Source organism: Agrobacterium tumefaciens (assembly GCA_025560025.1).
Lineage (GTDB): Bacteria > Pseudomonadota > Alphaproteobacteria > Rhizobiales > Rhizobiaceae > Agrobacterium.
Window position 1 is genome coordinate 1,180,803 of the sequence record CP048485.1, and the last position, 23,057, is coordinate 1,203,859.

Annotated in this window: 25 protein-coding genes; 12 read left to right on the forward strand and 13 right to left on the reverse strand. The window is 59.4% G+C overall.

The window, feature by feature from the left end; genetic code table 11:
- Positions 1–16 precede the first annotated feature (16 nt).
- A complete protein-coding gene (locus tag FY152_05835) occupies positions 17–817 on the forward strand; it encodes a DUF72 domain-containing protein (GenBank protein ID UXS31635.1) in 801 nt (266 codons plus the stop codon).
- A 149-nt stretch (positions 818–966) separates the two neighbouring features.
- Entirely contained in the window at positions 967–1,485 is a 519-nt protein-coding gene (locus tag FY152_05840; GenBank protein ID UXS31636.1) for a GNAT family N-acetyltransferase, read from the forward strand.
- Positions 1,486–1,536: 51 nt separating this feature from the next.
- Here FY152_05840 and dusA read toward each other — a convergent pair whose 3' ends face one another.
- Positions 1,537–2,547, reverse strand: a complete 1,011-nt coding sequence (gene dusA / locus FY152_05845; GenBank protein UXS31637.1) for a tRNA dihydrouridine(20/20a) synthase DusA — start codon at positions 2,545–2,547, stop codon at positions 1,537–1,539.
- A 139-nt stretch (positions 2,548–2,686) separates the two neighbouring features.
- On the opposite strand from dusA, the gene FY152_05850 reads away from it, so the two are divergent.
- Positions 2,687–3,376, forward strand: coding sequence for a fumarylacetoacetate hydrolase family protein (locus FY152_05850; protein UXS31638.1), 690 nt, complete (start codon positions 2,687–2,689; stop codon positions 3,374–3,376).
- A gap of 36 nt (positions 3,377–3,412) precedes the next feature.
- Complete coding sequence (locus FY152_05855) at positions 3,413–3,946, forward strand: gamma carbonic anhydrase family protein (GenBank protein UXS31639.1); 534 nt, start codon at positions 3,413–3,415, stop codon at positions 3,944–3,946.
- A gap of 38 nt (positions 3,947–3,984) precedes the next feature.
- Here the strand turns inward: FY152_05855 and FY152_05860 are convergent, their stop codons facing one another.
- From FY152_05860 to FY152_05870, 3 genes are read right to left on the reverse strand one after another with little or no spacing between them, the layout of a single operon-like run.
- Positions 3,985–4,398 (reverse strand): transcriptional repressor, encoded by a 414-nt coding sequence (locus FY152_05860; protein ID UXS31640.1) that lies wholly within the window; start codon positions 4,396–4,398, stop codon positions 3,985–3,987.
- A complete protein-coding gene (gene znuB, locus FY152_05865; GenBank protein UXS31641.1) occupies positions 4,395–5,213 on the reverse strand; it encodes a zinc ABC transporter permease subunit ZnuB in 819 nt (272 codons plus the stop codon). The genes FY152_05860 and znuB overlap by 4 nt, the downstream gene beginning before the upstream one ends.
- Entirely contained in the window at positions 5,206–6,126 is a 921-nt protein-coding gene (locus FY152_05870) for a metal ABC transporter ATP-binding protein (protein UXS31642.1), read from the reverse strand. The genes znuB and FY152_05870 overlap by 8 nt, the downstream gene beginning before the upstream one ends.
- Before the next feature lie 104 nt (positions 6,127–6,230).
- Between FY152_05870 and znuA the strand changes: the two genes are divergently transcribed.
- Positions 6,231–7,211, forward strand: coding sequence for a zinc ABC transporter substrate-binding protein ZnuA (znuA, locus tag FY152_05875; GenBank protein ID UXS31643.1), 981 nt, complete (start codon positions 6,231–6,233; stop codon positions 7,209–7,211).
- Between the two features lie 21 nt (positions 7,212–7,232).
- On the opposite strand, the gene FY152_05880 is transcribed toward znuA, so the two are convergent.
- On the reverse strand, positions 7,233–8,285 hold the full coding sequence (locus FY152_05880) for a LacI family DNA-binding transcriptional regulator (GenBank protein UXS31644.1): 1,053 nt from the start codon (positions 8,283–8,285) through the stop codon (positions 7,233–7,235).
- A 469-nt stretch (positions 8,286–8,754) separates the two neighbouring features.
- Between FY152_05880 and FY152_05885 the strand changes: the two genes are divergently transcribed.
- From FY152_05885 to FY152_05900, 4 genes are all read left to right on the forward strand, one after another.
- Positions 8,755–11,250 carry a glycoside hydrolase family 2 protein gene (locus FY152_05885; protein ID UXS31645.1) on the forward strand — a complete coding sequence of 832 codons (2,496 nt, stop codon included), beginning with the start codon at positions 8,755–8,757 and terminating at the stop codon, positions 11,248–11,250.
- Positions 11,251–11,372: 122 nt separating this feature from the next.
- On the forward strand, positions 11,373–12,404 hold the full coding sequence (gene mgrA, locus FY152_05890; GenBank protein UXS31646.1) for an L-glyceraldehyde 3-phosphate reductase: 1,032 nt from the start codon (positions 11,373–11,375) through the stop codon (positions 12,402–12,404).
- Positions 12,405–13,029: 625 nt separating this feature from the next.
- Positions 13,030–13,242, forward strand: a complete 213-nt coding sequence (locus FY152_05895; protein ID UXS31647.1) for a hypothetical protein — start codon at positions 13,030–13,032, stop codon at positions 13,240–13,242.
- A gap of 118 nt (positions 13,243–13,360) precedes the next feature.
- On the forward strand, positions 13,361–13,687 hold the full coding sequence (locus FY152_05900) for a hypothetical protein (GenBank protein ID UXS31648.1): 327 nt from the start codon (positions 13,361–13,363) through the stop codon (positions 13,685–13,687).
- Positions 13,688–13,754: 67 nt separating this feature from the next.
- Here the strand turns inward: FY152_05900 and gndA are convergent, their stop codons facing one another.
- The 5 genes from gndA to ccoG form a co-directional block, all read right to left on the reverse strand.
- Positions 13,755–15,185: an NADP-dependent phosphogluconate dehydrogenase gene (gene gndA, locus FY152_05905; GenBank protein ID UXS31649.1), complete on the reverse strand. Its 1,431-nt coding sequence runs from the start codon at positions 15,183–15,185 to the stop codon at positions 13,755–13,757.
- A gap of 164 nt (positions 15,186–15,349) precedes the next feature.
- Positions 15,350–15,508 carry a cbb3-type cytochrome oxidase assembly protein CcoS gene (ccoS, locus tag FY152_05910; protein UXS31650.1) on the reverse strand — a complete coding sequence of 53 codons (159 nt, stop codon included), beginning with the start codon at positions 15,506–15,508 and terminating at the stop codon, positions 15,350–15,352.
- The gene (gene cadA, locus FY152_05915) at positions 15,505–17,718 is read right to left on the reverse strand and encodes a cadmium-translocating P-type ATPase (protein ID UXS33220.1); all 2,214 of its coding nucleotides are present in this window, start codon (positions 17,716–17,718) and stop codon (positions 15,505–15,507) included. Before cadA ends, ccoS begins: the two co-directional genes overlap by 4 nt.
- A gap of 74 nt (positions 17,719–17,792) precedes the next feature.
- Positions 17,793–18,293, reverse strand: a complete 501-nt coding sequence (locus FY152_05920) for a FixH family protein (GenBank protein UXS31651.1) — start codon at positions 18,291–18,293, stop codon at positions 17,793–17,795.
- Positions 18,290–19,873 carry a cytochrome c oxidase accessory protein CcoG gene (ccoG, locus tag FY152_05925; GenBank protein ID UXS31652.1) on the reverse strand — a complete coding sequence of 528 codons (1,584 nt, stop codon included), beginning with the start codon at positions 19,871–19,873 and terminating at the stop codon, positions 18,290–18,292. Before ccoG ends, FY152_05920 begins: the two co-directional genes overlap by 4 nt.
- Positions 19,874–19,992: 119 nt before the next feature.
- Here ccoG and FY152_05930 point away from each other — a divergent pair, with 119 nt between their 5' ends.
- Genes FY152_05930 through FY152_05940 form a run of 3 tightly spaced genes read left to right on the forward strand, consistent with a single transcriptional unit; the run spans position 19,993 to position 21,227 of the window.
- The gene (locus tag FY152_05930) at positions 19,993–20,397 is read left to right on the forward strand and encodes an SRPBCC family protein (protein UXS31653.1); all 405 of its coding nucleotides are present in this window, start codon (positions 19,993–19,995) and stop codon (positions 20,395–20,397) included.
- Between the two features lie 10 nt (positions 20,398–20,407).
- Positions 20,408–20,764, forward strand: a complete 357-nt coding sequence (locus FY152_05935; protein UXS31654.1) for a VOC family protein — start codon at positions 20,408–20,410, stop codon at positions 20,762–20,764.
- Positions 20,765–20,780: 16 nt separating this feature from the next.
- On the forward strand, positions 20,781–21,227 hold the full coding sequence (locus FY152_05940; protein ID UXS31655.1) for a VOC family protein: 447 nt from the start codon (positions 20,781–20,783) through the stop codon (positions 21,225–21,227).
- Positions 21,228–21,282: 55 nt separating this feature from the next.
- Here FY152_05940 and ccoP read toward each other — a convergent pair whose 3' ends face one another.
- The 3 genes from ccoP to ccoO are packed head-to-tail and all read right to left on the reverse strand — an operon-like array spanning position 21,283 to position 23,047.
- Positions 21,283–22,146 carry a cytochrome-c oxidase, cbb3-type subunit III gene (gene ccoP, locus FY152_05945; GenBank protein ID UXS31656.1) on the reverse strand — a complete coding sequence of 288 codons (864 nt, stop codon included), beginning with the start codon at positions 22,144–22,146 and terminating at the stop codon, positions 21,283–21,285.
- Positions 22,147–22,149: 3 nt separating this feature from the next.
- Positions 22,150–22,302, reverse strand: coding sequence for a CcoQ/FixQ family Cbb3-type cytochrome c oxidase assembly chaperone (locus FY152_05950; GenBank protein UXS31657.1), 153 nt, complete (start codon positions 22,300–22,302; stop codon positions 22,150–22,152).
- A gap of 13 nt (positions 22,303–22,315) precedes the next feature.
- Positions 22,316–23,047 carry a cytochrome-c oxidase, cbb3-type subunit II gene (gene ccoO, locus FY152_05955; protein UXS31658.1) on the reverse strand — a complete coding sequence of 244 codons (732 nt, stop codon included), beginning with the start codon at positions 23,045–23,047 and terminating at the stop codon, positions 22,316–22,318.
- Positions 23,048–23,057: the final 10 nt, after the last annotated feature.

The window sequence follows — 23,057 nt, forward strand, 5'->3', positions numbered from 1 at the left end:
TTGGGAGGAACAGCATATGTCGACATCAGGCACGATCCGCACCGGTATCGGCGGCTGGACCTTCGAGCCGTGGGAAGGCACGTTTTATCCGGAGAAACTGCCGAAAAAACGCCAGCTCGAACATGCCAGCCGGCAATTGACGGCGATTGAGGTGAACGGCACCTATTATAGCAGCCAGAAACCCGAGACCTTCGCCAAATGGGCGGCGGATGTGCCGGAGGATTTCATCTTCTCCCTGAAGGCAAGCCGTTTCGTCACCAATCGCAGGGTTCTGGCCGAAGCGGGCGAATCGATGACGAAATTCCTGACACAGGGCCTGACGGAGCTTGGGTCTCACCTTGGCCCGATCCTCTGGCAATTCGCACCGACGAAAAAATTCGACGCTGATGATTTCGGCGCGTTTCTGGCGCTGCTTCCCGAAAAACAGGACGGCATCCGCCTTCGTCACGTAGTCGAAGTGCGCAACCCGACATTTCAGGTGCCGGAATTCATCGATCTTCTCGCCAGACATAAGGTCGCCGTCGTCTGCGCCGATCACCACGACTATCCGATGCTGCCGGATGTAACGGCGGATTTCGTCTATTGCCGGCTCCAGAAGGGCGAGGACGATATCGAGACCTGCTATCCGAAGACCGGGATTGACCACTGGGCAAAACGGGTCAAGACCTATGCGGCGGGCGGCGTGCCGGATGACCTGCCGCTGATCGCGCCCGACAGGCAAATCGAAAAAACGCCCCGCGACGTCTTCGCCTTCTTCATCACCGGCGGCAAGGTCAATGCGCCGAACGGTGCGCAGGCGCTGCAGAAAGCGGTCTGAGCGGGAAAGCCCGCTCGCGATCGCTTGATCCACCTGACCAGGCGGCACCAAAAGTCGGGGAACAGATGTCCCCGTCTTATTGCGGTCATCTCGTGCCGGCTAATATCTCGAGACCTCCATCGTCTTCAAAGGGTTGGCCGGGAATGGGAATGATTGAAACGGAACGTCTGCGCCTTCACCACTGGCGGGACGATCATTTTGAAGCTTTCGCCGCAATGCAGACGGACCCGGAGGTGATGGCCGATCAGGGTGGGCCGGCGGATAACGCAAAGAGCAGAGAGAAATTCGAACGTTACCGCAAGGCGGAGCGCGACCACGGCATTGCCCGCTGGGCGGTGGAAAGTCCGGACGGCGTCTTTCTCGGTTATGCCGGCATTATGCCGCGCATGACAGACGACCATCCGCTCGGCCTGCACCACGAAATCGGCTGGCGTTTCATCCGGCAGGCCTGGGGAAAGGGTTACGCAACCGAAAGCGCAAGAGCGGCGCTGGCGCATGCGGCCCATCGCTCAGACATAGCCCGGATCGTCGCCTATACAAGTTCCGATAATATCCGATCGCAATCCGTCATGACCCGCCTTGGCCTGATACGGGAACCATCTCTGGATTTTACGGTTCCGGGCGATATCGACAGGGAATGGCGCGGACTGGTCTGGGTTGTTCCCTGAAAGGCTTTCCATCGCACCGACGGCGCTGCAAACCAAGGCCCTTGCCGGGCCTCAGCCAGCCAGCTCTTTCGCCGGGTTGAAATCAATGGCCGCAAACGCAGCCTCGATCACCTCGGTGCCAGCGCCCGGCCGGGTCGCATCGCTGGAAAGGATTTGCCGGAAACGACGTGCACCCGGCATGCCCTGAAACAGACCGACCATATGCCGGGTAACATGGTTGAGACGCCCACCTGCGGCAATATAGTCAGCGGCATAGGCCATCATGGCATCACGCAGCCGCATCCAGTCCGGCTGCAGGGCATCCTCGCCATAGATGCGATGGTCGACATCCGCAAGGATGGAGGTATTGTGATAGGCGGCACGGCCAAGCATCACGCCGTCCATATGGTGCAGATGATCGCAGGCCTGATCGAGATCGGCGATGCCGCCATTGATGCCGATGAAAACGTCGGGATTTTCCCGCTTCATGCGATAGACGAGTTCATAATCAAGCGGCGGCACCTCGCGGTTTTCCTTCGGCGAAAGCCCCTGCAACCATGCTTTTCGCGCATGAATCCAGATGGCGTCCGCACCGACGGCGATAACGCGCGCCAGAAAATCCGGCAGTACGGCCTCCGGCTCCTGATCATCCACGCCAATGCGGCATTTCACCGTGACCGGCACTTTTGCAACGGCCTTCATCGCCGCCACACATTGCGCCACGACATCCGGCTCACGCATCAGGCAGGCGCCGAAGGTACCGGATTGCACCCGGTCCGAAGGACAGCCGACATTGAGATTGATCTCGTCATAGCCGTAATCACCGGCGATCCGCACGGCCTCCGAGAGCTTGAACGGATCCGATCCACCCAGCTGCAATGCGACAGGATGTTCCTGGGGGTGATAACTGAGCAGCCTGTCCCGCTGGCCATGGATGATGGCGTCGGCAACGATCATTTCGGTATAAAGCAGCGCGCGCTTCGACAGCTGCCGGTGCAGAAATCTGCACCTCGTGTCGGTCCAATCGATCATCGGGGCCACGGCGAAGATTTTTTCGCCGCTTGCAAGCGCTTGTCTGTACATGGATTAACCTCTTTGCGCCGGCTTCTACAGCAAAGGACCGCAAAAAGCCAGTTTTGCCCTCGCCAGCATTTTCAACTGGAAATCAGCCCGGAATCGCGGGACAAGAATTGCACCTTAAAAAAGACGACAGGAAACTCCCATGGCCGCCACCGTCATCCCCGCCCCGCAACCCGTGCTCCTGCCAGTGAACGGCACGAGCGACATGTTCCCCGTGCGGCGGGTCTATTGCGTCGGTCGCAACTATGCCGATCACGCGATCGAGATGGGCCACGATCCCTCGCGTGAGCCACCCTTTTATTTCCAGAAGAACCCGGACAATCTCCTGCCCGCAGGTCAGGACTTCCCCTACCCGTCGCTGTCTTCGAACGTCCATTACGAAGTCGAGTGTGTCGTGGTGCTGAAAAGCGGCGGTGCGGATATTCCGGCGGACGAAGCGTTGAACCACGTCTGGGGTTACGCCGTCGGCATCGACATGACGCGCCGTGATCTGCAGGACGGCCTGAAGAAGATGGGACGCTCCTGGGAGGGCGCCAAGGCATTTGAATATTCCGCGCCGGTTTCGGCCATCGTCCCCGCAGATAAAATCGGCCATCCGGCGACCGGCGCGATCTGGCTCGATGTCAATGGTGAACGCAAGCAGACGGGCGATCTTGCGCAGATGATCTGGAAGGTGCCGGAAGTGATCGCCGAGCTTTCCAAGCTCTTCACGCTTGCCGCCGGCGACGTGATCATGACCGGCACGCCGGCTGGCGTCGGCCCCATCGTGCGCGGCGACAGGATCGAGTGTGGCGTCGAAGGTATCGGCACGCTGTCCGTCACCGTCGCCTGAGCATGATCGACGCATAATCCATAGGGAGGAACCGCCATGCCGCTTTTTCGTCTCGGCAATCGGGTGCCGCAGACCCCCGCTGCCGATCGTTACTGGGTGGCTCCCGACGCCAATGTCATCGGCTCGGTGACGCTGGGTGAGGATGTCGGCATCTGGTTCGGCGCGACGCTGCGCGGCGATAATGAGCCGATCAGCGTCGGGCGCGGCACGAACATTCAGGAAGGCGCGATGGTGCATAGCGACCCCGGCTTTGCCGCAACGATCGGCGAAATGTGCACCATCGGCCACCATGCCATCGTGCATGGCTGCACCATCGGCGACAATTCGCTGATCGGCATGGGCGCGACGATCCTGAATGGCGCGAAGATCGGCCGCAACTGCCTTGTCGGCGCCAATGCGCTGGTGACCGAGGGCAAGGAATTCCCGGATAATTCACTGATCGTCGGATCGCCGGCGCGAGCGATCAGGACGCTGGATGACGAGGCCGTCGACAGCCTTCGCCGCTCGGCCGAAAAATACATCGAGAACTGGAAGCGTTTTTCGAAAGACCTGGCGATCATCGAAGGATGAGAAACGGCGGACGATGTCGCCCGCCCCGACAACAATGCCTATGACGCGCAATTGGCGCAGAGGCCGCGAATTTCAATCGTGGTCTTTTCCGCCTTGAACTTGCTGTCCTTCACCCAGCGCTCGAGGCGATGGTCGATTTCGTGATCATGGAATTCGGTCACCTGTCCGCAGGATTCGCAGATGGCAAAGGCCACCGTTCCGTGATGATGCGAGCAGCATTCGGCCTGCGTGTGGGTGCAGGCGACGAAAGCGTTGAGGCTTTCCAGCCGGTGCACGAGACCGTATTCAACAAGCTTTTCCAAAGCCCGGTAAACCTGCAGCGGTGCACGGAACCCGTCATCCCGCAGCTTGTCGAGGATCATGTAGGCGCTGAGCGGCTGATGCGCATTCGACAGGGCATTCATGACCAGCGACTGGTTCTTGGTGAGGTTCTGCTGGGTCTGCACATTCATGACTTGCCTCCTTCATCCGCGGAGCGGGAAAAACCTGGCGCCGGTAACAGGCTTATAACGAACAGGATCACGGCGGCAACCACGATGGAGGGGCCCGACGGCGTATCATAGGTCAGCGAGCCGAACAGGCCACCAATGACGGCAACCGCGCCGATCAGCGAGGCGACCACGGCCATCACCTCAGGCGTGGCCGAAAAGCGCCTTGCGGTCGCCGCCGGTATGATGAGCAGCGAGGTAATCAGCATGATGCCGACCACCTTCATGGCAATGGCGATCACCAGCGCCATCAACAGGGTGAAGATGAGCTTGGCCCGTTCCGGGTTCAGCCCCTCCGCCTCTGCGAGCTCATTATTGACGGTGGAGGCGAGCAGCGACCGCCACAGGAAAACCATGGCGACGATAACCACCAGTCCGCCGCCCCAGATCAGCGCGATATCGCTGCGGGTAACGGCCAGAATATCGCCGAACAGGAACGAGACGAGATCGATGCGCACCCAACTCATAAAGGCGACGATGACGAGACCGATCGCCAGCGCCGAGTGGGACAATATGCCAAGCAGAGCATCGGCGGAAAGCGCCTGCCGCCTTTGCAGAAAAATCAGCAGGATCGAAACGGCCGACGCCACCAGAAAAACGCTGACGATGAGGCTGAGCTGCAGCAGCAGCGACAAGGCAACGCCAAGCAGTGCGGAATGCGCCATCGTATCGCCGAAATAGGCCATGCGCCGCCAGACGACGAAGCAGCCGAGGGGACCGGCGGTCAGGGCAACGCCGATGCCCGCGAGCATGGCGCGAACGAAGAAATCGTCAAACATGGCGCTCTCCCTGCCCGTGGCTTGCGGGGCCGTGGGCCTGATGGTCATGCTCATGACCGCAGCCGCATTCGCCATGGTCATCATGGCGGTGACCATGGTCATGCGTGTGATGATGGCCATCTTCGGGATGGCAATGATCGGTCACGGAGCCATCCGCATGCTGCACCCGGCCATCGGGCAGATGGGTGTGATCGTGATGGTGACTGTAAACGGCAAGGCCCTTGGCGGCCGCCCCGCCGAACAGCCGCATATATTCCGGGCTCTGGCTCACCGTCTGCGGCGTTCCGCGGCAGCAGACATGGCCGTTCAGGCATATCACAGTGTCGGTTTCCGCCATCACCACATGCAAATCATGCGAGATTAACAGAATTCCGCAATTGCTTGAATTTCTGATATTTTTTATCAGTTCATAGAGCGCTATCTCACCGGAGAAATCGACACCCTGAACAGGTTCATCCAGAACCAGCAGGTCCGGCTTGCGCGCGATGGCACGGGCGAGAAGCGCACGCTGGAACTCGCCGCCAGACAGATGCTGGACTTCTGCACCCGCCAGATGCGCGATGCCCGTGGCGTTCAACGCCGCATCGATCTCACGGGCGGCCAGCGGCCCGGTCAGCGTCATCAACCGGCGCACGGAAAGCGGCATGGTCCAGTCCACGGATAGCTTCTGCGGCACATAACCAACACGCAGACCGGCAATGCGCGACACCTCACCTTCGCTCGGCTTCAACACGCCGATGGCCATTTTCGCACTGGTGGATTTCCCCGAACCATTGGGGCCGATCAGCGTAACGATCTCGCCTTTGCTGACGGAAAACTCCACGCCGCGCACCAGCCAGCGGCCGTTGCGCTGCACGCCGGCATTGGAAAGGGAAACCAGTATGTCGTTACCCTTGGGGGCGGAATGAAGCATGGGATTGTCCGATTGGCGATGTTGCTTACCGCTATTGCATACGTTATAGAGTTACGCAATAAATGTAATAACATAACTATACTTCTTCAAGTGGAGTGCATTTCATGAAGTCGATCCTGATCCCGCTCATGGCATCGGTGGCAATAGTAGCGGCCGCTTCCGGCGCCATGGCCGCACCCAATGTCGTGGTCTCGATCAAGCCTGTCCACTCCCTTGTCGCGGCAATCATGCAGGGCGTAGGCGAACCGCAGCTCCTCGTCGAGGGTGCGGCCTCTCCCCATACCTATAATCTCAGGCCCTCCAATGCACGCACGCTCCAAAAGGCCGATCTGGTCTTTTGGGTCGGGCCCGGGCTCGAAGCTTTCCTGGAAAAGCCGCTGGAGGCGCTGACCAGCAAGGCGACTGTGGTGGAACTGGAAGACGCCAAGGGGCTGGAAAAGCTGCCCTTCCGCGAAGGCGGCCCTTTCGAGGCGCATGATCATGCCGAAGAAGAACACGGCGAACATGACGGCCATGCCGAAAAGGCAGGCACGCATGATCATGCCCATGATCACGACGATCATGAGCACGGCGCATATGACACACATCTCTGGCTTGATCCCGCCAATGCCAAGGCCATGGCGCAGGAGATCGAAACCGCGCTGATTGCGGCAGATGCCGGCAATGCCGCGACCTATCAGGCCAATACGAAGAAGCTGATCGATGACATCGACGCGCTGGACACCGAAATTGCGGAAACGGTCAAGCCGGTGAAGGACAAGCCCTTCATCGTTTTCCACGATGCTTACCAATATTTCGAACACCGTTACGGCGTGAAAACGGCGGGATCGATCACCGTCAGCCCCGAAACCCTGCCGGGCGCGGATCGCGTCAGCCAAATGCAGGAAAAAGTCCGCCAGCTTGGTGCGACCTGTGTTTTTGCCGAACCGCAGTTCGAGCCGAAGCTGATCTCGGTCATCACCGAGGGCACGGCGGCAAAATCCGCAACGCTCGATCCGGAGGCGGCCACGCTGGAGCCCGGTCCCGACCTCTATTTCAAGCTGATGCGCGGCATTGCCGCCTCACTGAAGGATTGCCTGTCCTGATCCGGACTGGCGATCCTTCTCTCAAGGCTTCGGCGCCATCTCGGACCAGACCGGCCCGCTGATACTCTGCAGGGTTTCCGGTGACGCGCCGTTGATGCGCGCCAGAAGGGCTGTCGCAAGCTCCCTGCCCGCCAGCTTGATATCTTCGTTGACGGTGTGGATCTGCGGCTTGATCCAGTTCAAAAACTCTGCGGACTGCTTCGAGACGATGTCGATGTCCTCGCCGATCCTCACACCCGCCGCCTCAAAACCCGCCACAAGGGCGATGGTGCTGCTGCCGCTGATGGAGACAATGCCATCGGGACGATCGTCCGATTGCATCAGCCTCTGGCCAAAATCGCGAATCCTGTCGAGCGGCGTTTCGATGGTCACGGCATCGATTGGAAATTCGGAAAGGCCGAAATCCCTGATCCCGCGATTGAAGCCCTTGCGGGCATGGTCGTGGAAGGAAAAGCGTGATGGGGGCACAATCACGGCAATCCTCTTGCGTCCGCATTGAGCCAGTCGCTCGACAGCCTCATAGGCGTAAGCCTCGTTGTCGAAATCATGATAGGCATGTTCAATGCCCATATCCGAGCGGCCGTGGGTGACAAAGGGCATGTTGCGCTCTGTCATGAAACGCACGCGCGGATCGTTCGGCTCGATCTTCGAAATAATGACCCCATCCGCCGAGCCGGTCTCGAGAATGTAGCGGATCGGCACCATGGAATCCTTGGCATGGGTGTGTGGTGTGACGACAAGGTGATATTGGGTGGTGGCGAGAACCTCGGTGATGCCGAACACCATCTGGCTGGTGAAACCCATCAACTCTTCATCGACGCTCAGCACAAGGGCAATCACATTGGTCTTGCCGGTGCGAAGGCGCACACCCGCACGGTTCGGCTGGTAGCCGATCTGCCGGGCGATAAGCCGCACACGCTCCTTGGTTTCAGCGCCAATATCCGGTGCATCCTTCAGCGCGCGAGACACGGTGGTAATGCCCAGGCCTGTCATGAAGGCGATGGTCTTCAAGGTTGGGCGCTCGCCCGTCGTGACGGGCATATCGCCCCCGCCGGATTTACCTGTATCGTTCATGTCATTTCGCCACGCTTTACCGGACAGTAATCATAGATAGCTTTTACTCTGTTGCAAAGGCAAACGTCACAAACCGCCAGCCGGCTCGCTCATGGCGACGCAAATCATGACTATAACGATATAGGCAGGGAAAAATTCCTCCGTTGCCCGCAAAACCTCCCTAACCTCAGATGCAGAGATCGCGATCGCTTCCAGGCGGAAAAATCCTTATTATTTAGATTAAATAATCAACCAAAACATATGATTCAAAACGTAAAAACATGATATATTGAAAACAATAGCCTCTGCCAGTTATCGTCTTCCGCCGGCAGGCATCTTTACCTTTGTAAGTTTCATCCTGAAGGCATGACGGAACGATTATTTTACGGTAACGTTGCCGGAGGGAGGAGACTGTCTAGCCGGACGAGTTTCTATCAGCCGGTGCACGGGCATCCGTCTTCCCCAGATTCTGACACAAGCCTGCATCATAATGCCGGCCCATCCGCTTCGAATTCATATTACGCAGGGTCCGATCATGATTTCCTCCTCCACGCCCGAAACCGTCATCGATCTGGCCGGGCTGTGGCGCCTGCAATCCGCGGAAGGAGACCATGCGACCGAACTTTCCATACCCGGCGACATTCACAGCGCACTCAAAAATGCAGGCATCATTCCCGACCCCTATCACGGTGCCAATGAAACCGCGGTGCAATGGGTCGCGCAGCGGGACTGGATCATCCAGCGGACATTCGTGCTCGATGATGCTGAAGCCAGCTGGTATCTCGATATCGATTACCTCGATACGGTCGCCATCATCTTCGTCAACGATGTTCCGGTTCTCACCGCAGACAATTGTTTCCGCCGTTACCGCCCAGACGCGTCGCGCGCGCTGCGGCCCGGCGAAAACACCATCCGCATCCATTTTCACTCCAACATTGCGGCCGGTGCGGAACGGCAGGCGCGGCAGCCTTTCTATATTCCCTATCACCCCGGCAATTCGCCGATCGCCAATGGCAACATGCTGCGCAAGCCGCAATGCCATTTCGGCTGGGACTGGAACATCGCGATTGCGCCGCTCGGCCTTTACGGCAAAATCCTGCTGAAGCGCCTTGATACCGCACGTATAGAACATGTCGTCACCTCCCAGCACCATGTCGAAGGCGGCGTCGAGCTGCATGTCGCCGTCACACTGTTTGCCGAAGGCCCGGCCAGCCTGCCGGTCTATCTGTCTCTCAACGATGAAAGGCTCAGGCTCGATTGCGGCGTCGGCGCCGGTGAAACGCTGGTGCGCCACGTCTTCTTCGTGGAAAATCCGGAACTCTGGTGGCCGGCTGGCAGTGGCGAACAGACGCTCTACAGGCTGACTGTGGAATTGCCCGATGAGACCGTGACCCGCCAGATCGGCTTCAGGACCATCGAGCTTCTGACGGACAAGGACGAGGCCGGCAGCCGCTTCGCCTTCCGCATCAATGGCCGGGAAATCTTCTGCCGCGGCGCCAACTGGATCCCCGCCGATGCGCTCTATTCGCTGACCAGCCGGGAAAAGACCGAGGACCTTCTCTGCTCCGCGGTCGAGGCAAATATGAACATGATCCGCGTCTGGGGTGGCGGGTTCTATGAGGAAGACTGGTTCTACGATCTCTGCGACCGTCTCGGCCTGCTGGTCTGGCAGGATTTCATGTTCGCCTGCAATCTCTATCCCTGCAGCGAGGATTTCCTCGATAATGTCGAACACGAGGTCGATTATCAGGTGAAACGCCTCTCCTCCCATCCGTCCATCGCGCTCTGGTGTGGTGATAACGAGCTGGTGGGTGCGCTGACCTGGTTCGATGAATCTCGCAACAATCGCGACCGTTACCTCGTAGCCTATGACCGCCTGAACCGCACCATCGAACGGGCTCTGAAAAAAGCCGCTCCCGAAGCGCTCTGGTGGCCATCGAGCCCCGCCTCCGGTTATCTCGATTATGGCGATGCCTGGCACGCGGATGGTTCCGGCGACATGCACTACTGGTCCGTCTGGCACGAGAACAAGTCGTTTAATAATTACCGTTCGGTGAAGCCGCGCTTCTGCTCCGAATTCGGTTTCCAGTCCTATACATCCATGCCCGTCATCCGCACCTACGCGGAAGACAGGGACATGAACATCGCCTCCCCGGTCATCGAGTTGCACCAGAAGAATGTCGGAGGCAATGAGCGCATCGCCGGCACCATGTTCCGCTACTTCCGCTTCCCGAAGGATTTCGAGAATTTCGTTTATCTGAGCCAGGTGCAGCAGGCGCTGGCCATCCGCACGGCTGTCGATTACTGGCGCTCGCTGAAGCCCCATTGCATGGGCACGCTTTATTGGCAGCTCAACGATACCTGGCCGGTCGCCTCATGGTCGAGCCTCGATTATGGCGGCGGCTGGAAAGCGCTGCATTATGCCGCCCGCCGTTTCTTCCAGCCCGTCACCGTCTCGGCCATCCCTTCCGACGATGGACGCCGGGTGAGCTTCTCCATGGTCAACGACACGGCGGAAGATGTGGAAATCGACATGAACATCGTTGCGCTGACCATGGACGGCAACCGCGTGCCGCTGAAATCCGCCAACGGCACCTGCGCGACCGACAGGGCCGCCACGCTGACGGATATCGACATGGACAGCCTGCCTGATGGCGCCATCCTCGCCTGGAATTTCATCGCTTCCAACGGCATGACCGGCGAAGGCCACCATGTGCGCGACACCTACAAAGCGCTGGAGCTTCAGCCTGCTGGCCTGACATTCAACACCAACACACTGAAGAACGGCCAGTTCGAAATCGATGTGACGGCTACGGGTCTCGCCCTCTTTGTCATGCTGGAGGCCGATCAGCCCGGGCGCTATTCGGATAATCTGTTCGATCTTTCCGCTGGCGAAACGCGCCGTATCATCTTCACCCCGAAAGCGAATGGCGGGCAGCCGCATTTCCGCATCTTCGATCTTTACACCTGCCAATCCTCGCATTGAAACAAGGCGGAGAAAGGCATAACCATCCCTCTCGGGAATGACAGGTGCGCCCGCGCCTGTCCCATCAGTTCAAAGGCTGCCGGATTCTGCGCAGCCGATCATCAGCGAATGGAGGAAGACCCATGGTTTGGCAACCGGCCGAAAACCGATACAAATCCATGAAATACAATCATTGCGGAAAGACCGGCCTGAAACTGCCGGCGATTTCGCTCGGCCTTTGGCACAATTTCGGCAATGACACGCCACACCAGACCAAACAGGCCATCTGCCGCCGCGCCTTTGATCTCGGCATCACCCATTTCGATCTCGCCAACAATTACGGCCCACCGCCCGGCAGTGCCGAAACCGCCTTTGGCGAGATTCTGAGGACCGATTTTGCCGGCTATCGCGACGAGATGATCATCTCCTCCAAGGCCGGTTACAATATGTGGCCCGGCCCCTATGGCGAATGGGGCAGCCGCAAATACGTAATCGCCTCCTGCGACCAGAGCCTGAAGCGCATGGGGCTGGATTACGTCGATATCTTCTATTCCCACCGTTTCGACCCCAATACGCCGCTTGAGGAAACCTGCGGCGCGCTGGACCAGATCGTGCGCTCGGGCAAGGCGCTTTATGTCGGCATCTCGTCCTACAATTCGAAGCGCACCCGTGAGGCCGCAGCGATCCTGAAGGACCTCGGCACGCCCTGCATCATCCACCAGCCGAGCTATTCGATGATCAACCGCTGGATCGAGGAAGACGGTCTCGTCGACACGCTGGAAGAACTAGGCATCGGCTCCATCGTCTTCTCCCCGTTGGCGCAGGGCATGCTGACCACGAAATATCTCGGCGGCGTGCCGGACGGCAGCCGTGCCGCGCAGAGCAAGTCGCTCAACCCGGCCTTCCTCAACGAGCGCAATGTCGAGAACATCCGTGCCCTCAACAGCATTGCCGAGCGGCGTGGCCAGACGCTGGCGCAGATGGCGATTGCCTGGGTTCTGCGCGGCGGCCGCATCACTTCGGCGTTGATTGGCGCAAGCCGTGTCGAACAGGTCGAGGATTGCGTGAAGGCGCTCGACAATCCGGATTTCACGGCCGAAGAACTTGCCGAAATCGACCGTTACGCCAAGGAAGCGGATATCAACCTCTGGGCAAAATCCGCCGAACGGGTCTAATCGAAAAAAAGACCGCCCGGTTTTGCCGGGTGGTCCTATCACTCAATGAGGCAGCGAAAGTCGCTACCGGAACAGAAGGGGCTTGTTGTAGGGAATCCAGCCGTTTTCGAATGGCCCCGAAGCCCCCCGCGCGCTCACATGGGTTACCCAAGCTTGGGTCGAGGTTCCTTTATTAGCCGCAGAACACGCGAATGACGGTCGACTTCGGATTAGTCACAGATTCTGTGGCAGTGCCGCTATGAACAAAGTTCAATCTTGACGGTGTGTCATTAGCAACGCGCTCTTGTCGCCCATAATGCCGCGAGTCTCCGGGAATATTCAGACCAACAGTCGCGGATGAAGGCCCTCCAATATATTTCTGATAGCGCGACGCACCACAAGCGTCAGAAGACGACCCGGAGTTATTAAGCGTTGTCGGCGCAGTTGTGCAGCCACTAAGGGTGATCAATATGAGCGACACTGATGTAACTAATCTTGACTTCATGCTTATCTCTTCTACTCGCCTTGGTCGTGGTCAGATATTCATTTCTCACTAAAGTCGCACGTATCTAATTGCAAATATTTCAAAATTTGAACGTTTTTTGAGGTGAATAAAACTATAATTGGCACAACGGATCGACGTTGAATGCCATCGCAGCGCGCGTTCGGCTCAGGCTTCCGTGGTGCGTTTCGCGCACTGGAACCTGCAGTCAGCGTCGGCGCCATGGTACTTGCGCTTTCACAGGCAAGGCGGATTTTGGGGTTTAATCAACAGCAGCATTTGCACGTGACGGCGTGGTGGACAAAACGACAGCCGGGTGGTCGGATCACTTTGGCAGCAAGAAAAATCTCAAAATAGAAGATTAACTCCCGCCCCTAACCGTTAATAACCATTACATAAATGTAATTTTAAATTCAGTTTCCGTTCATTCGTTTATTCGTAAGTTCTCCTCATCGAAACACGAGAGGAAACTTCCATGAAAAAGTTCGTCACCATTCTTCTGGCCGCTACCGTTCTCGCCGCTCCGATGGCTCAGGCCCAAAGCCGCCACGACGATCGCCATCGCGGTGTTACCGTCGAGCGTCAGGTCACCACCAAGAAGGTCATCGTCAAGAAGCACCGCTGGGATCGCGGCCAGCGTCTGTCTGCGGGCGAACGCCGTCATGTGATCGACCGCCGCGATTATCGCCGCTATCGCCTTGCCGAACCGCGCCGCGACCAGCGCTGGGTCCGCGTCGACAACCAGTTCCTGCTCATCAATGCCGTCAGCGGCCTGATCGTCGGCCTCGCCGCCGCCCGTTAATCCAGGCATCGATGAAATGAAAAAGGCCCGCTCGCGCGGGCCTTTTGTCGTTTGTCGTTTCAGCCGATCAGAAAATGTCGGCGCCGCTGCCCCAAGGGCCATGCGGCTTGTCCACGCCGTCGGTACGCTCGAAACCATGGGCGCCGAAGAAGTCGCGCTGCGCCTGAATGAGGTTGGCGCTGCCGCGGCCACGGCGATAGGCATCGAAGTAACCGAGTGCCGAAGCCAGCGCCGAAACCGGCAGGCCGGAGAGAACGGCATAGGAAACGACACGGCGCAGCGGTGCGTCGGTATCCTTGACGATGCCGGCGAAGGCAGGCGTCACGATGAGGTTGGCCACATGCGGGTCCTTGGTGAAGGCCGAGGTGATCTCATCGAGGAATTCCGAGCGGATGATGCAGCCAGCGCGCCAGATGCGGGCGATCGTCGGCATCGGCAGGTTCCAGTTGAACTCCTTCGAAGCGGCCGACATGATGGCGAAGCCCTGCGCATAAGCGCCGACCTTGGCGGCCAGAAGCGCGCTTTCCAGATCGGCGATGAAGGCCTTTTTGTCAGCCGGTGCCGCTGCAAGGGTCGGCAGGCCGAAGATCTTCTCGGCAGCTTCACGCTCATCCTTCTGCGACGACAGGATACGGGCAGCCACGGCCGCCTCGATGGCGGTTGCGGCGACGCCCATGTTCTGCGCCTCGATGACCGACCACTTGCCGGTGCCCTTCTGGCCGGCCTTGTCGAGGATCAGATCGACCATCGGCTTGCCGGTGATCGGATCGGCGGCGCGCAGGACCTTCTCGGTGATTTCGATCAGGTAAGAATTCAGGCGACCCTTGTTCCATTCGGCGAACACGTCGGCGATTTCGACGGCGCTCATACCAAGGCCATCACGCAGGATGCCGTAGATTTCGGCGATCATCTGCATATCGGCATATTCGATGCCGTTATGGATGGTCTTGACGAAGTGGCCGGCGCCGTCATTGCCGAGCCATGCCACGCACGGATCGTTATTGTACTTGGCGGAAATGGAAGTCAGCACCTTCTCGACACGCTTCCAGCTGTCTTCGGTGCCGCCGACCATGATCGACGGTCCATGGCGCGCACCTTCTTCACCGCCGGAAACGCCCATGCCGATAAAGGTCAGACCGCTATCCTTCAGATTGTCGAAACGGCGGATCGTATCGCGGAAATTCGCGTTGCCGGCATCGATCATGATGTCGCCATTGGCGAGATGCGGTTTCAGGATTTCCATCTGCTGGTCGACCGGATCGCCGGCCTTGATCATGATGATGATCGGGCGCGGAGGGCGAATGGCGGCGACGAATTCCTCGATGGTTTCGCAGGGGATCAACTGTCCCTGCAAGTCCCCAGCCTCGGCGTAGAATTTTTTCGTCGCTTCAGGGGTTCGGTTGAATACGGCAATCTTGTTGCCCTTTTCCGCGATGTTCAACGCCAGGTTCGAGCCCATGACGCCGAGACCGATCAAACCGATTTCTGCCTGTTCCACGGATGTGCCTCCATCTTGCTTTTAGGTGGTCGTGTTGTGGCACTGTAATGAACAAACGGCAAGGCTGGGGGCGACTGAAACGATTAAATTTTGATGACGCAAATCAGCTTTGCATATTTGCGACAGGTCGAGGCCGGCTCAAAACGGCAAGCCCACCTCGCCTCTTATGATCGTCGGGGCCGGTCATCATCGTCATCCAAGGCCCGCCAGGCGGCCCCGTCCATATCCTCATATTGGCCGGAGCGCACCGACCAGAGGAAGGCGAAAAGGCCAAGCGCTCCTAAGAACAGCGCGACGGGAATGAGATAGATCAACATGTTCATGCCAGTTGCGCCCCCTCGCCTGCAAATCCGGTCTTTGCGTCGTTCTGGGGACGGACGGTTTCAGCAGTACCGGCAAGACGCAACGCATTGGCGACGACGATCAGCGAAGACGTCGACATGGCGATGGCCGCGATCATCGGCGTCGCATAACCGGCAATCGCAATCGGCACGGCGATGATATTATAGCCGATCGCAAGCGCGAAGTTCTGCCGGATCAGCCTTCCTGCCCGCTGCGATGTCTCGATTGCGAAAGGCACGGCATCGAGATCCTCCTGCATGAACACGAAATCAGCGGCCTGCCGACCGATATCGGCGGCGGTGGCCGGCGCCATGGACACATGCGCGGCAGCAAGCGCCGGCGCATCGTTGATACCGTCTCCCACCATCAGCACCCTGCGGCCCTCGCCGGCAAGCTCGGCGCAACGCGCCGCCTTGTCCTTCGGCGACAGGTCCGCACGCCAGTTGCCTATCCCCAGCCGCTGCGCCATGGCGCTGACGGCGGCGGCCCGGTCACCCGAAACGATTTCCTGCATCAGGCCCCGCACTGAGAGATTACGCAAAGCCGCAACCGCACCCGCGCGTGGATTATCCTCGAAGCCGAAGCTCGCCAGTTGATGACCATCTAGCGACAGCACCACTTCCGACCGCGCATCGCCATTGTCGGTTCGTGCCTCGTCCGGGCAGGCGAAACGGCGATTGCCGAGCCGGTAGATGCCAGCTTCCGTCTCGGCCTCGACACCCGAGCCTGGAATTTCCCGCACCACCTCATAGGCCGGCAAGGCACCGTTATAGGCGGCATGCAGGGCTTTCGAGAGAGGGTGACGCGAATGGGCGGCAAGTCCCGCCGCAATTGCCATGGTGGCCGGCTTCACATCATCTGCCTCGACCAGTCTCGGTTTACCAACGGTCAGGGTGCCGGTCTTGTCGAACAGCACGGTATCGATTTCGGCCAGCCGCTCCATCGCCGAACCTTCCTTGACCATGATGCCGTGCCGAAACAGCCTTCCGGCGGCCACCACCTGCACGACGGGAACGGCAAGACCAAGCGCGCAGGGGCAGGTGATGATGAGAACCGCAATGGCGATCAGCATCGCCTGTTTCCAGTCACCGCCGAAAATGCCCCAGCCGAGAAATGTCACCAGCGCAAGAAGATGCACCACGGGAGAATAATAGCTCGCGGCACGGTCGGCGATGCGCCGGTAACGCGCCCGCCCGCCTTCGGCCGCCTCCATCAACCCGATGACTTCCGAGAGGAAGGAATCCTTCGCCGATGCCGTCACCCGCGCAATCAGCGAACCGGTGAGGTTGAGCGTACCGGCCTGAAGGCTGTCGCCTGCCGCAACGCGGCGCGGTGCGCTCTCGCCATTGACGATGGACATGTCGAGATCGCTGCTGCCGGAGACGACCACGGCATCCACCGCCACCCGGTCCCCGGCCGCAATCGCAATCGACATTCCCGGCTGGATATCGGCAAGCGGCCGATACTCCCGCGTTCCATTCTCACCGATCACCGTTGCCCCGCGCGGCGAAAGACGGGCAAGCCCGGCAATGGCCGAACGCGCCTTGTCACGCATGATATGGTCAAGCGTCCGGCCGATGAGCAGGAAGAACAGCAGCGAGACGGTCGCATCGAACCAGGCATGCTCACCGTGATGGATCGTTTCCCACAGCGAGACGGCATAAGAGAGCGTGATGGCGAGCGCTATCGGCACATCCATATTGGTGCGGCCGTGTTTCAGCGCATTCCAGGCCGACTGGTAAAAGAAACGCCCGCCATAGATCAGCGCCGGCGCGGCGATCATCGCCGAAATCCAGTGGAACATGTCGCGCGTCGCCGCATCCGCCCCCGACCAGACGGAGACAGACAGAAGCATGATATTGGCGGAAGCAAAGCCGCACAGCGCCACCGCCCTGATCAGCTGCGAACGCAAGGCGTCCGAGGCATCCTGCCCGCTGGCGAAAAGATGCGTGCGATATCCCGTCGCAAGAATGGCGCGGGCAATCTCGGCAGGATCGGTCCTGACGCCATCGACCTCCTCCTTCCAGACGACCGCCACGCGTTTGGACGACAGGTTCACCCGCGCCCGCTCCACTTGGCGCAGACGGCCGAGCGCGGTCTCGATGGTGGTGATGCAGGCGCCGCAATACACATCCGGCACGCTGAGATCGCTCTGCCGCAGCCCCTGCCCCAGATCGCGGCTCGCCAGCATCAACTCCTCTGACGATGGTGGATTGACCGGCTCGCCGAGTTGCAGCGAACCTTCCGTTCCCGGTGCGCAGCAGCTCATTTGCGCCCCCTGATGACGGCGATCCGCGTGCCCTCATGCACGATAATCCGGCCGTCCTTGACGGCGGTAACCTCGACGATCCATTGGCCCGGCAGCATATCATGCGGTCCGGTAAAGACACCGGTGGAAACCGGCGTCAGTTCCATGTCGAAATTCTGGCGTTCCCCCACAGGCCGGCGAAAATGCGCCGTCACCTTATCGGTCTCGACCGGGCCGGTATCGGGATGAAACACCTCGTAACGCACGGTCTTTTCATCCACGATGAGCTTGCCCCTGATACCGGTCGCAGCCCGTGCCTTGGCGGCTTCCGCCTTGGCATTGAACTGCTGGCTGGCCACATAGGTATTGGGTACGACAAGCCCGCTCCAGCTGTTGACCGCGTTCCAGGCCATCACCATGTTGACGGTGATGACGGTGCCGAAAAACAGCAGCATGACACCCAGCATGTGCCAGCCGGTGAACGTGAAACCGGACGTCTGGCGATTGTTCACGGTCATTTTTTCACTCCCGGAGCGTTGAAGACAGCATCGTAGCGGGCCGTCTCATGGCCGCCCGTATCGCTGACGATGAATTCGAAGTTTTCCGCCGCCCGCGCCACATCCTCGCCCGGCAGGGTGACGAAGACCTTCAGCGTCGTCGCCTCGTCCGGCTCCACCGTCACCTCGAAGGTGCGCGCAGCCGTATCCGGCATGCCGTTGATCTTCATCACTGCATTCGGAATGCCTTCTATGGTCAGGCTCATTACGCGCGGCTGCGGCACCATGTTCAGAATGCGCACAGTATAGCCGTTGCGAATGGAGCCGTTCGATTCCAGCACATATTGCGGATTGCGGTCATGCAGCACATTCAGCGCCAGCCGCTCCCGCGTCACCAGCGCAAACAGCATGCCGATGCCGACCGCCGACCATATGGCCGTGTAAAGCAGCGTGCGCGGCCGGAAAACGATGCGCCAGTTGAAGTGGCGGATGCTCTTCCTGAAGCTGCCGTCCTCCTCACGCACATTGGCGGGGCGGATGGCATGCTCACCATTGTCGGTCGCCAGCGCCATGTTGGACTGATATTCGGAAAGCGTCGCATAGGCGATCAGCCCGCGCGGCTTGCCGATCTTGTCCATCACCCCGTCGCAGGCATCGATGCAGAGCGCGCAGGTGATGCATTCCAGCTGCTGCCCGTCCCTGATGTCGATGCCCATGGGACAGACCGCGACGCAGGCATTGCAATCGACGCAATCACCGATGCTCTCCCCTGCCGCTGCCGCCTTCTTGGCATGCCGCGAGCGCGGTTCGCCGCGCCAGTCATTATAGGTAACGACAAGCGAATTCTCATCCAGCATCGCCGCCTGGATGCGCGGCCAGGGACACATATAGGTGCAGACCTGTTCCCGCATCAGTCCACCGAAGACATAGGTGGTGGCGGTGAGGATGGCGACGGTGGAATAGGCGATCATCGGCGCCTGCCCTGTCATGAACTGCATGGCCAGTGTCGGAGCATCGGCAAAATAGAAAATCCAGGCGCCGCCGGTCAGAACGCCGATCACCAGCCAGATCGCGTGTTTCAGTATCCGCTTGCGCAGTTTGCCGAATGTGAAGGGCGCGGCATCCAGTTTCATGCGCGCGTTCCTGTCGCCCTCTATCGCCCGTTCGACCACCAGAAACAGGTCAACCCAGACGGTCTGCGGACAGGTGTAACCGCACCATGCACGCCCGATAGCGGACGTAACGAGAAACAGCCCAAGCCCGGCCATGACCAGCAATCCGGCGACGAAGAAGAACTCCTGCGGCCAGATTTCGATGAAGAAGAAATAAAAGCGCCGGTTGGCGATATCGATCAGCACCGCCTGATCCGGCGCATAGGGACCGCGATCCCAGCGCAGAAACGGCGTCAGATAATAAATGCCGAGCGTGACCAGCATCACCAGCCATTTGAACCGCCGGAACCTGCCTTCCGCACGCTTGGGAAAAATCTTCCTGCGTGCTTCGTAGAGCGGTTTGCGCGTTTTTGCGGAATTGACGGCTTCCGCCTCCAGTCTCTCGACGGGCTGTTGCGGGCGATCCTGTCCGGCGCGATAGATGTTCATGATAGGAGTCCGTTTTTATCTCCTTGCTTTCTCCCATCTCCCCGGTGAAACATCCTTGACTTGCATCAAGTGACGACAAAGTGGCGCAGTATGGGAACGCGCCGCCAAGGGAGGATGAAATGCCTGTCATGCAGTCGAGAATCATTCATCTGTCGATCGAAAAACCCTGGAGCCATGTCTACGACTTCGCCTCCGACCCGCAGAACATGCCGCGCTGGGCGGCAGGTCTTGGCGGTGGGCTGAAGCCGGACGGCGAAGACTGGATCGCCGAGGGCGGGCCGCTTGGCGAGGTGCGCGTCAATTTCGCGCCCACAAACGAGTTCGGCGTCATCGACCATGTCGTGACCTTGCCGGATGGCGTGAAGGTTTATAACGCGCTACGGGTAACGCCGAACGGCAGCGGCACGGAGGTGAGTTTCACCCTGCTTCGCCTTCAGGGCATGACGGACGAGGATTTCGAGCAGGATGCAAGAGCGGTCACGGCCGATCTCGAAACGCTGAAGGCGCTGCTCGAAAAGGATTGATGGAGGAACCATGACCACGAATACGAACGACCGGCAGATCGACTATGTCGAATTCAACGTCGCCGATATCGAACGCAGCAAGGAGTTTTACGGTGGCGCCTTCGGCTGGTCCTTCAAGGATTACGGTCCGCAATACTGCGAGTTTTCCGATGGCCGGCTGACCGGCGGTTTCACCACCACGGCGCCGGTCTCGGCCAAGGGCGGACCGCTCGTCATTCTCTACGCCGCCGATATCGAGGATGTGCAGCGCCGCGTCGAAGCCGCCGGCGGGCAGATCAGCGTTGCGATCTTCGCCTTTCCCGGCGGGCGCCGTTTTCATTTCACCGATCCGGACGGATACGAACTGGCCGTCTGGTCGAGAAATTGATCGGCAGGAGCCCGCCATGACTTTGACAACACCGCCTTTTTCGTTGGTCGGTATCGATCATATCGTCTTCATCGTCGACGACATGACGCGGGCGCTCGATTTTTACCGGAACGTGCTGGGGTGTAGGGATGGTTACTCTTACCCTGCTCTCGGGATGGAACAAGTCTGGAGCGGCAATGCCCTGATCGTGCTGTGGGATGTCACGCACCCCGGTGGCACAAAGGCCACTCCGCCCGTCGCCGGAGGTCGTAATGTCGATCACATCTGCATAGCGACCGGTCCTCTGAACCATGATGCGCTTCGCGCCCATCTGGCGAAATTTAACGTCACGATAGAACAGGAAGCCTTTCACGGCGGCGCGAGAGGAATGGGACATTCGTTCTATTTCCGTGATCCCTTCGGCAACAAGATCGAGTTGAAGGGACCAGCCGAATATCCGGATGGACGGGCGGAAAACGCCTGATCTGAACAATAAAAAAGGGCGCCTCCCCGGCGCCCTTCCTTACATTCTACTTGCCTCATTCGCCCCCACCAAGCGAATGCACGAAGATTGCCAGCTGCTTGACGGTCGTGTCACCCAGACGCTCACCCCATGCGGGCATGACGCCGTGCTTGGGCGAACGGATCTGCGAGACGATGCCTTCCTCCCCATGCGACTTTAACCAGATCGCGTCGGCCAGATTGGGCGCGCCGAATTCGCGATTGCCCTTGGCGTCTTCCCCGTGGCAGGAGGCGCAATTGTCGGCAAAGAGCTGCTTGCCGGGCTCCACCAGCGCCGGGTTGGAGGGGGTGCCGGTGAGACTGACGACATAGGCGGCAACCTCGCGGATTTCATTCGACTGGAGGATATCGCTAAAGGCCGGCATTTCCGAAGCGCGCGTATCCGCATCGTCGGCAAAACGAATGCCGTGCTTCACCGTCGTATAGATGTCGTCGACGCTGCCGCCCCACATCCAGTCGTCATCGTTGAGGTTGGGATAGCCCTGCCCGCCTTCCGCGCCCGAACCGTGACACTGAATGCAATTGACCTTGAAAGCGGCAGCGCCGCCGGAAAGGGCAAATTGCCTCAGGGTCGGATCTGCCTGAATTTCAGCAAGCGACGAGTTGGCGATCCTGTCGACATAGACGCTCTGCGACTGTTTCGCTTCGGCCATGTCGGCCGCGATCTCGCCACGGCTGCTCCAGCCGAGCAAGCCCTGCGTCGCGCCATTGATCAGCGGCCATGCCGGAAAGGCGATGGTGTAGCCAATCGCCCAGAGGATCGTTGCATAGAAGGTCCAGACCCACCAGCGCGGCATGGGATTGTTCAGCTCGCGGATACCGTCCCATTCATGGCCGGTGGTTTCGACGCCGCTGATGTCATCAATGTGTTTTTCGGACATATCTTAGTCCTCCCTAAGCGGAATGCTGGCGGCATCGTCCGCGGCCTTTTTCGAGCCGGGGCGAAGGGTGAAAACGACGACGCCGGCAAAGAACAGGGTCATGGCAAGCAGGCCCCAGCTATCGGCGAAGTGGCGCATGGCCGTGTAGGTTTCCATGGCTCACACCTCCTCACCGGTATCCGGCGGCATCGTCATAAGTCGAGAAATCGACCAGCGTGCCGAGCATCTGCAGATAGGCGACCAGAGCATCCATTTCGGTAAGCTTGGCCGGATCGCCATCGAAATCACCCACCTTCGCCTTGGGATAACGCACCAGGAGTTCCGACGAATCCGCATTCGGGTCAGCCTGGGCGGCCAGATCGGCGGCGGATTTTTCGATCATTTCGTCGCTATAGGGAACGCCGACGGCGCGGTTGGCCTTCAGCTCCATGGAAACGTCGGTGATCTTCAGCGGCGTGGTCTTCAGGAACGCATAGGAGGGCATGATCGATTCCGGCACCACCGAGCGCGGATCGGCCAGATGCTGCACATGCCATTCGTTCGAATAACGATCGCCGACACGCGCGAGGTCCGGGCCCGTGCGCTTGGAGCCCCACTGGAACGGATGGTCGTACATGGATTCAGCCGCCAGGCTATAATGCCCGTAACGCTCCACCTCGTCGCGGAACGGCCGGATCATCTGGCTGTGGCAGACGTAACATCCCTCTCGGATGTAGATGTTGCGCCCGGCGAGCTCCAGCGGCGTATAGGGTCGCATGCCCTCCACCTTCTCAATGGTGTTTTCGAGATAGAAGAGCGGGGCGATTTCCACGATGCCGCCGATGGAGACCACCAGCAGGGAGCCGACCAAGAGGAGTGTAGCGTTGCGTTCGATGACGCCGTGTTTGTCGAGTATGGACATCGGCCTCTCC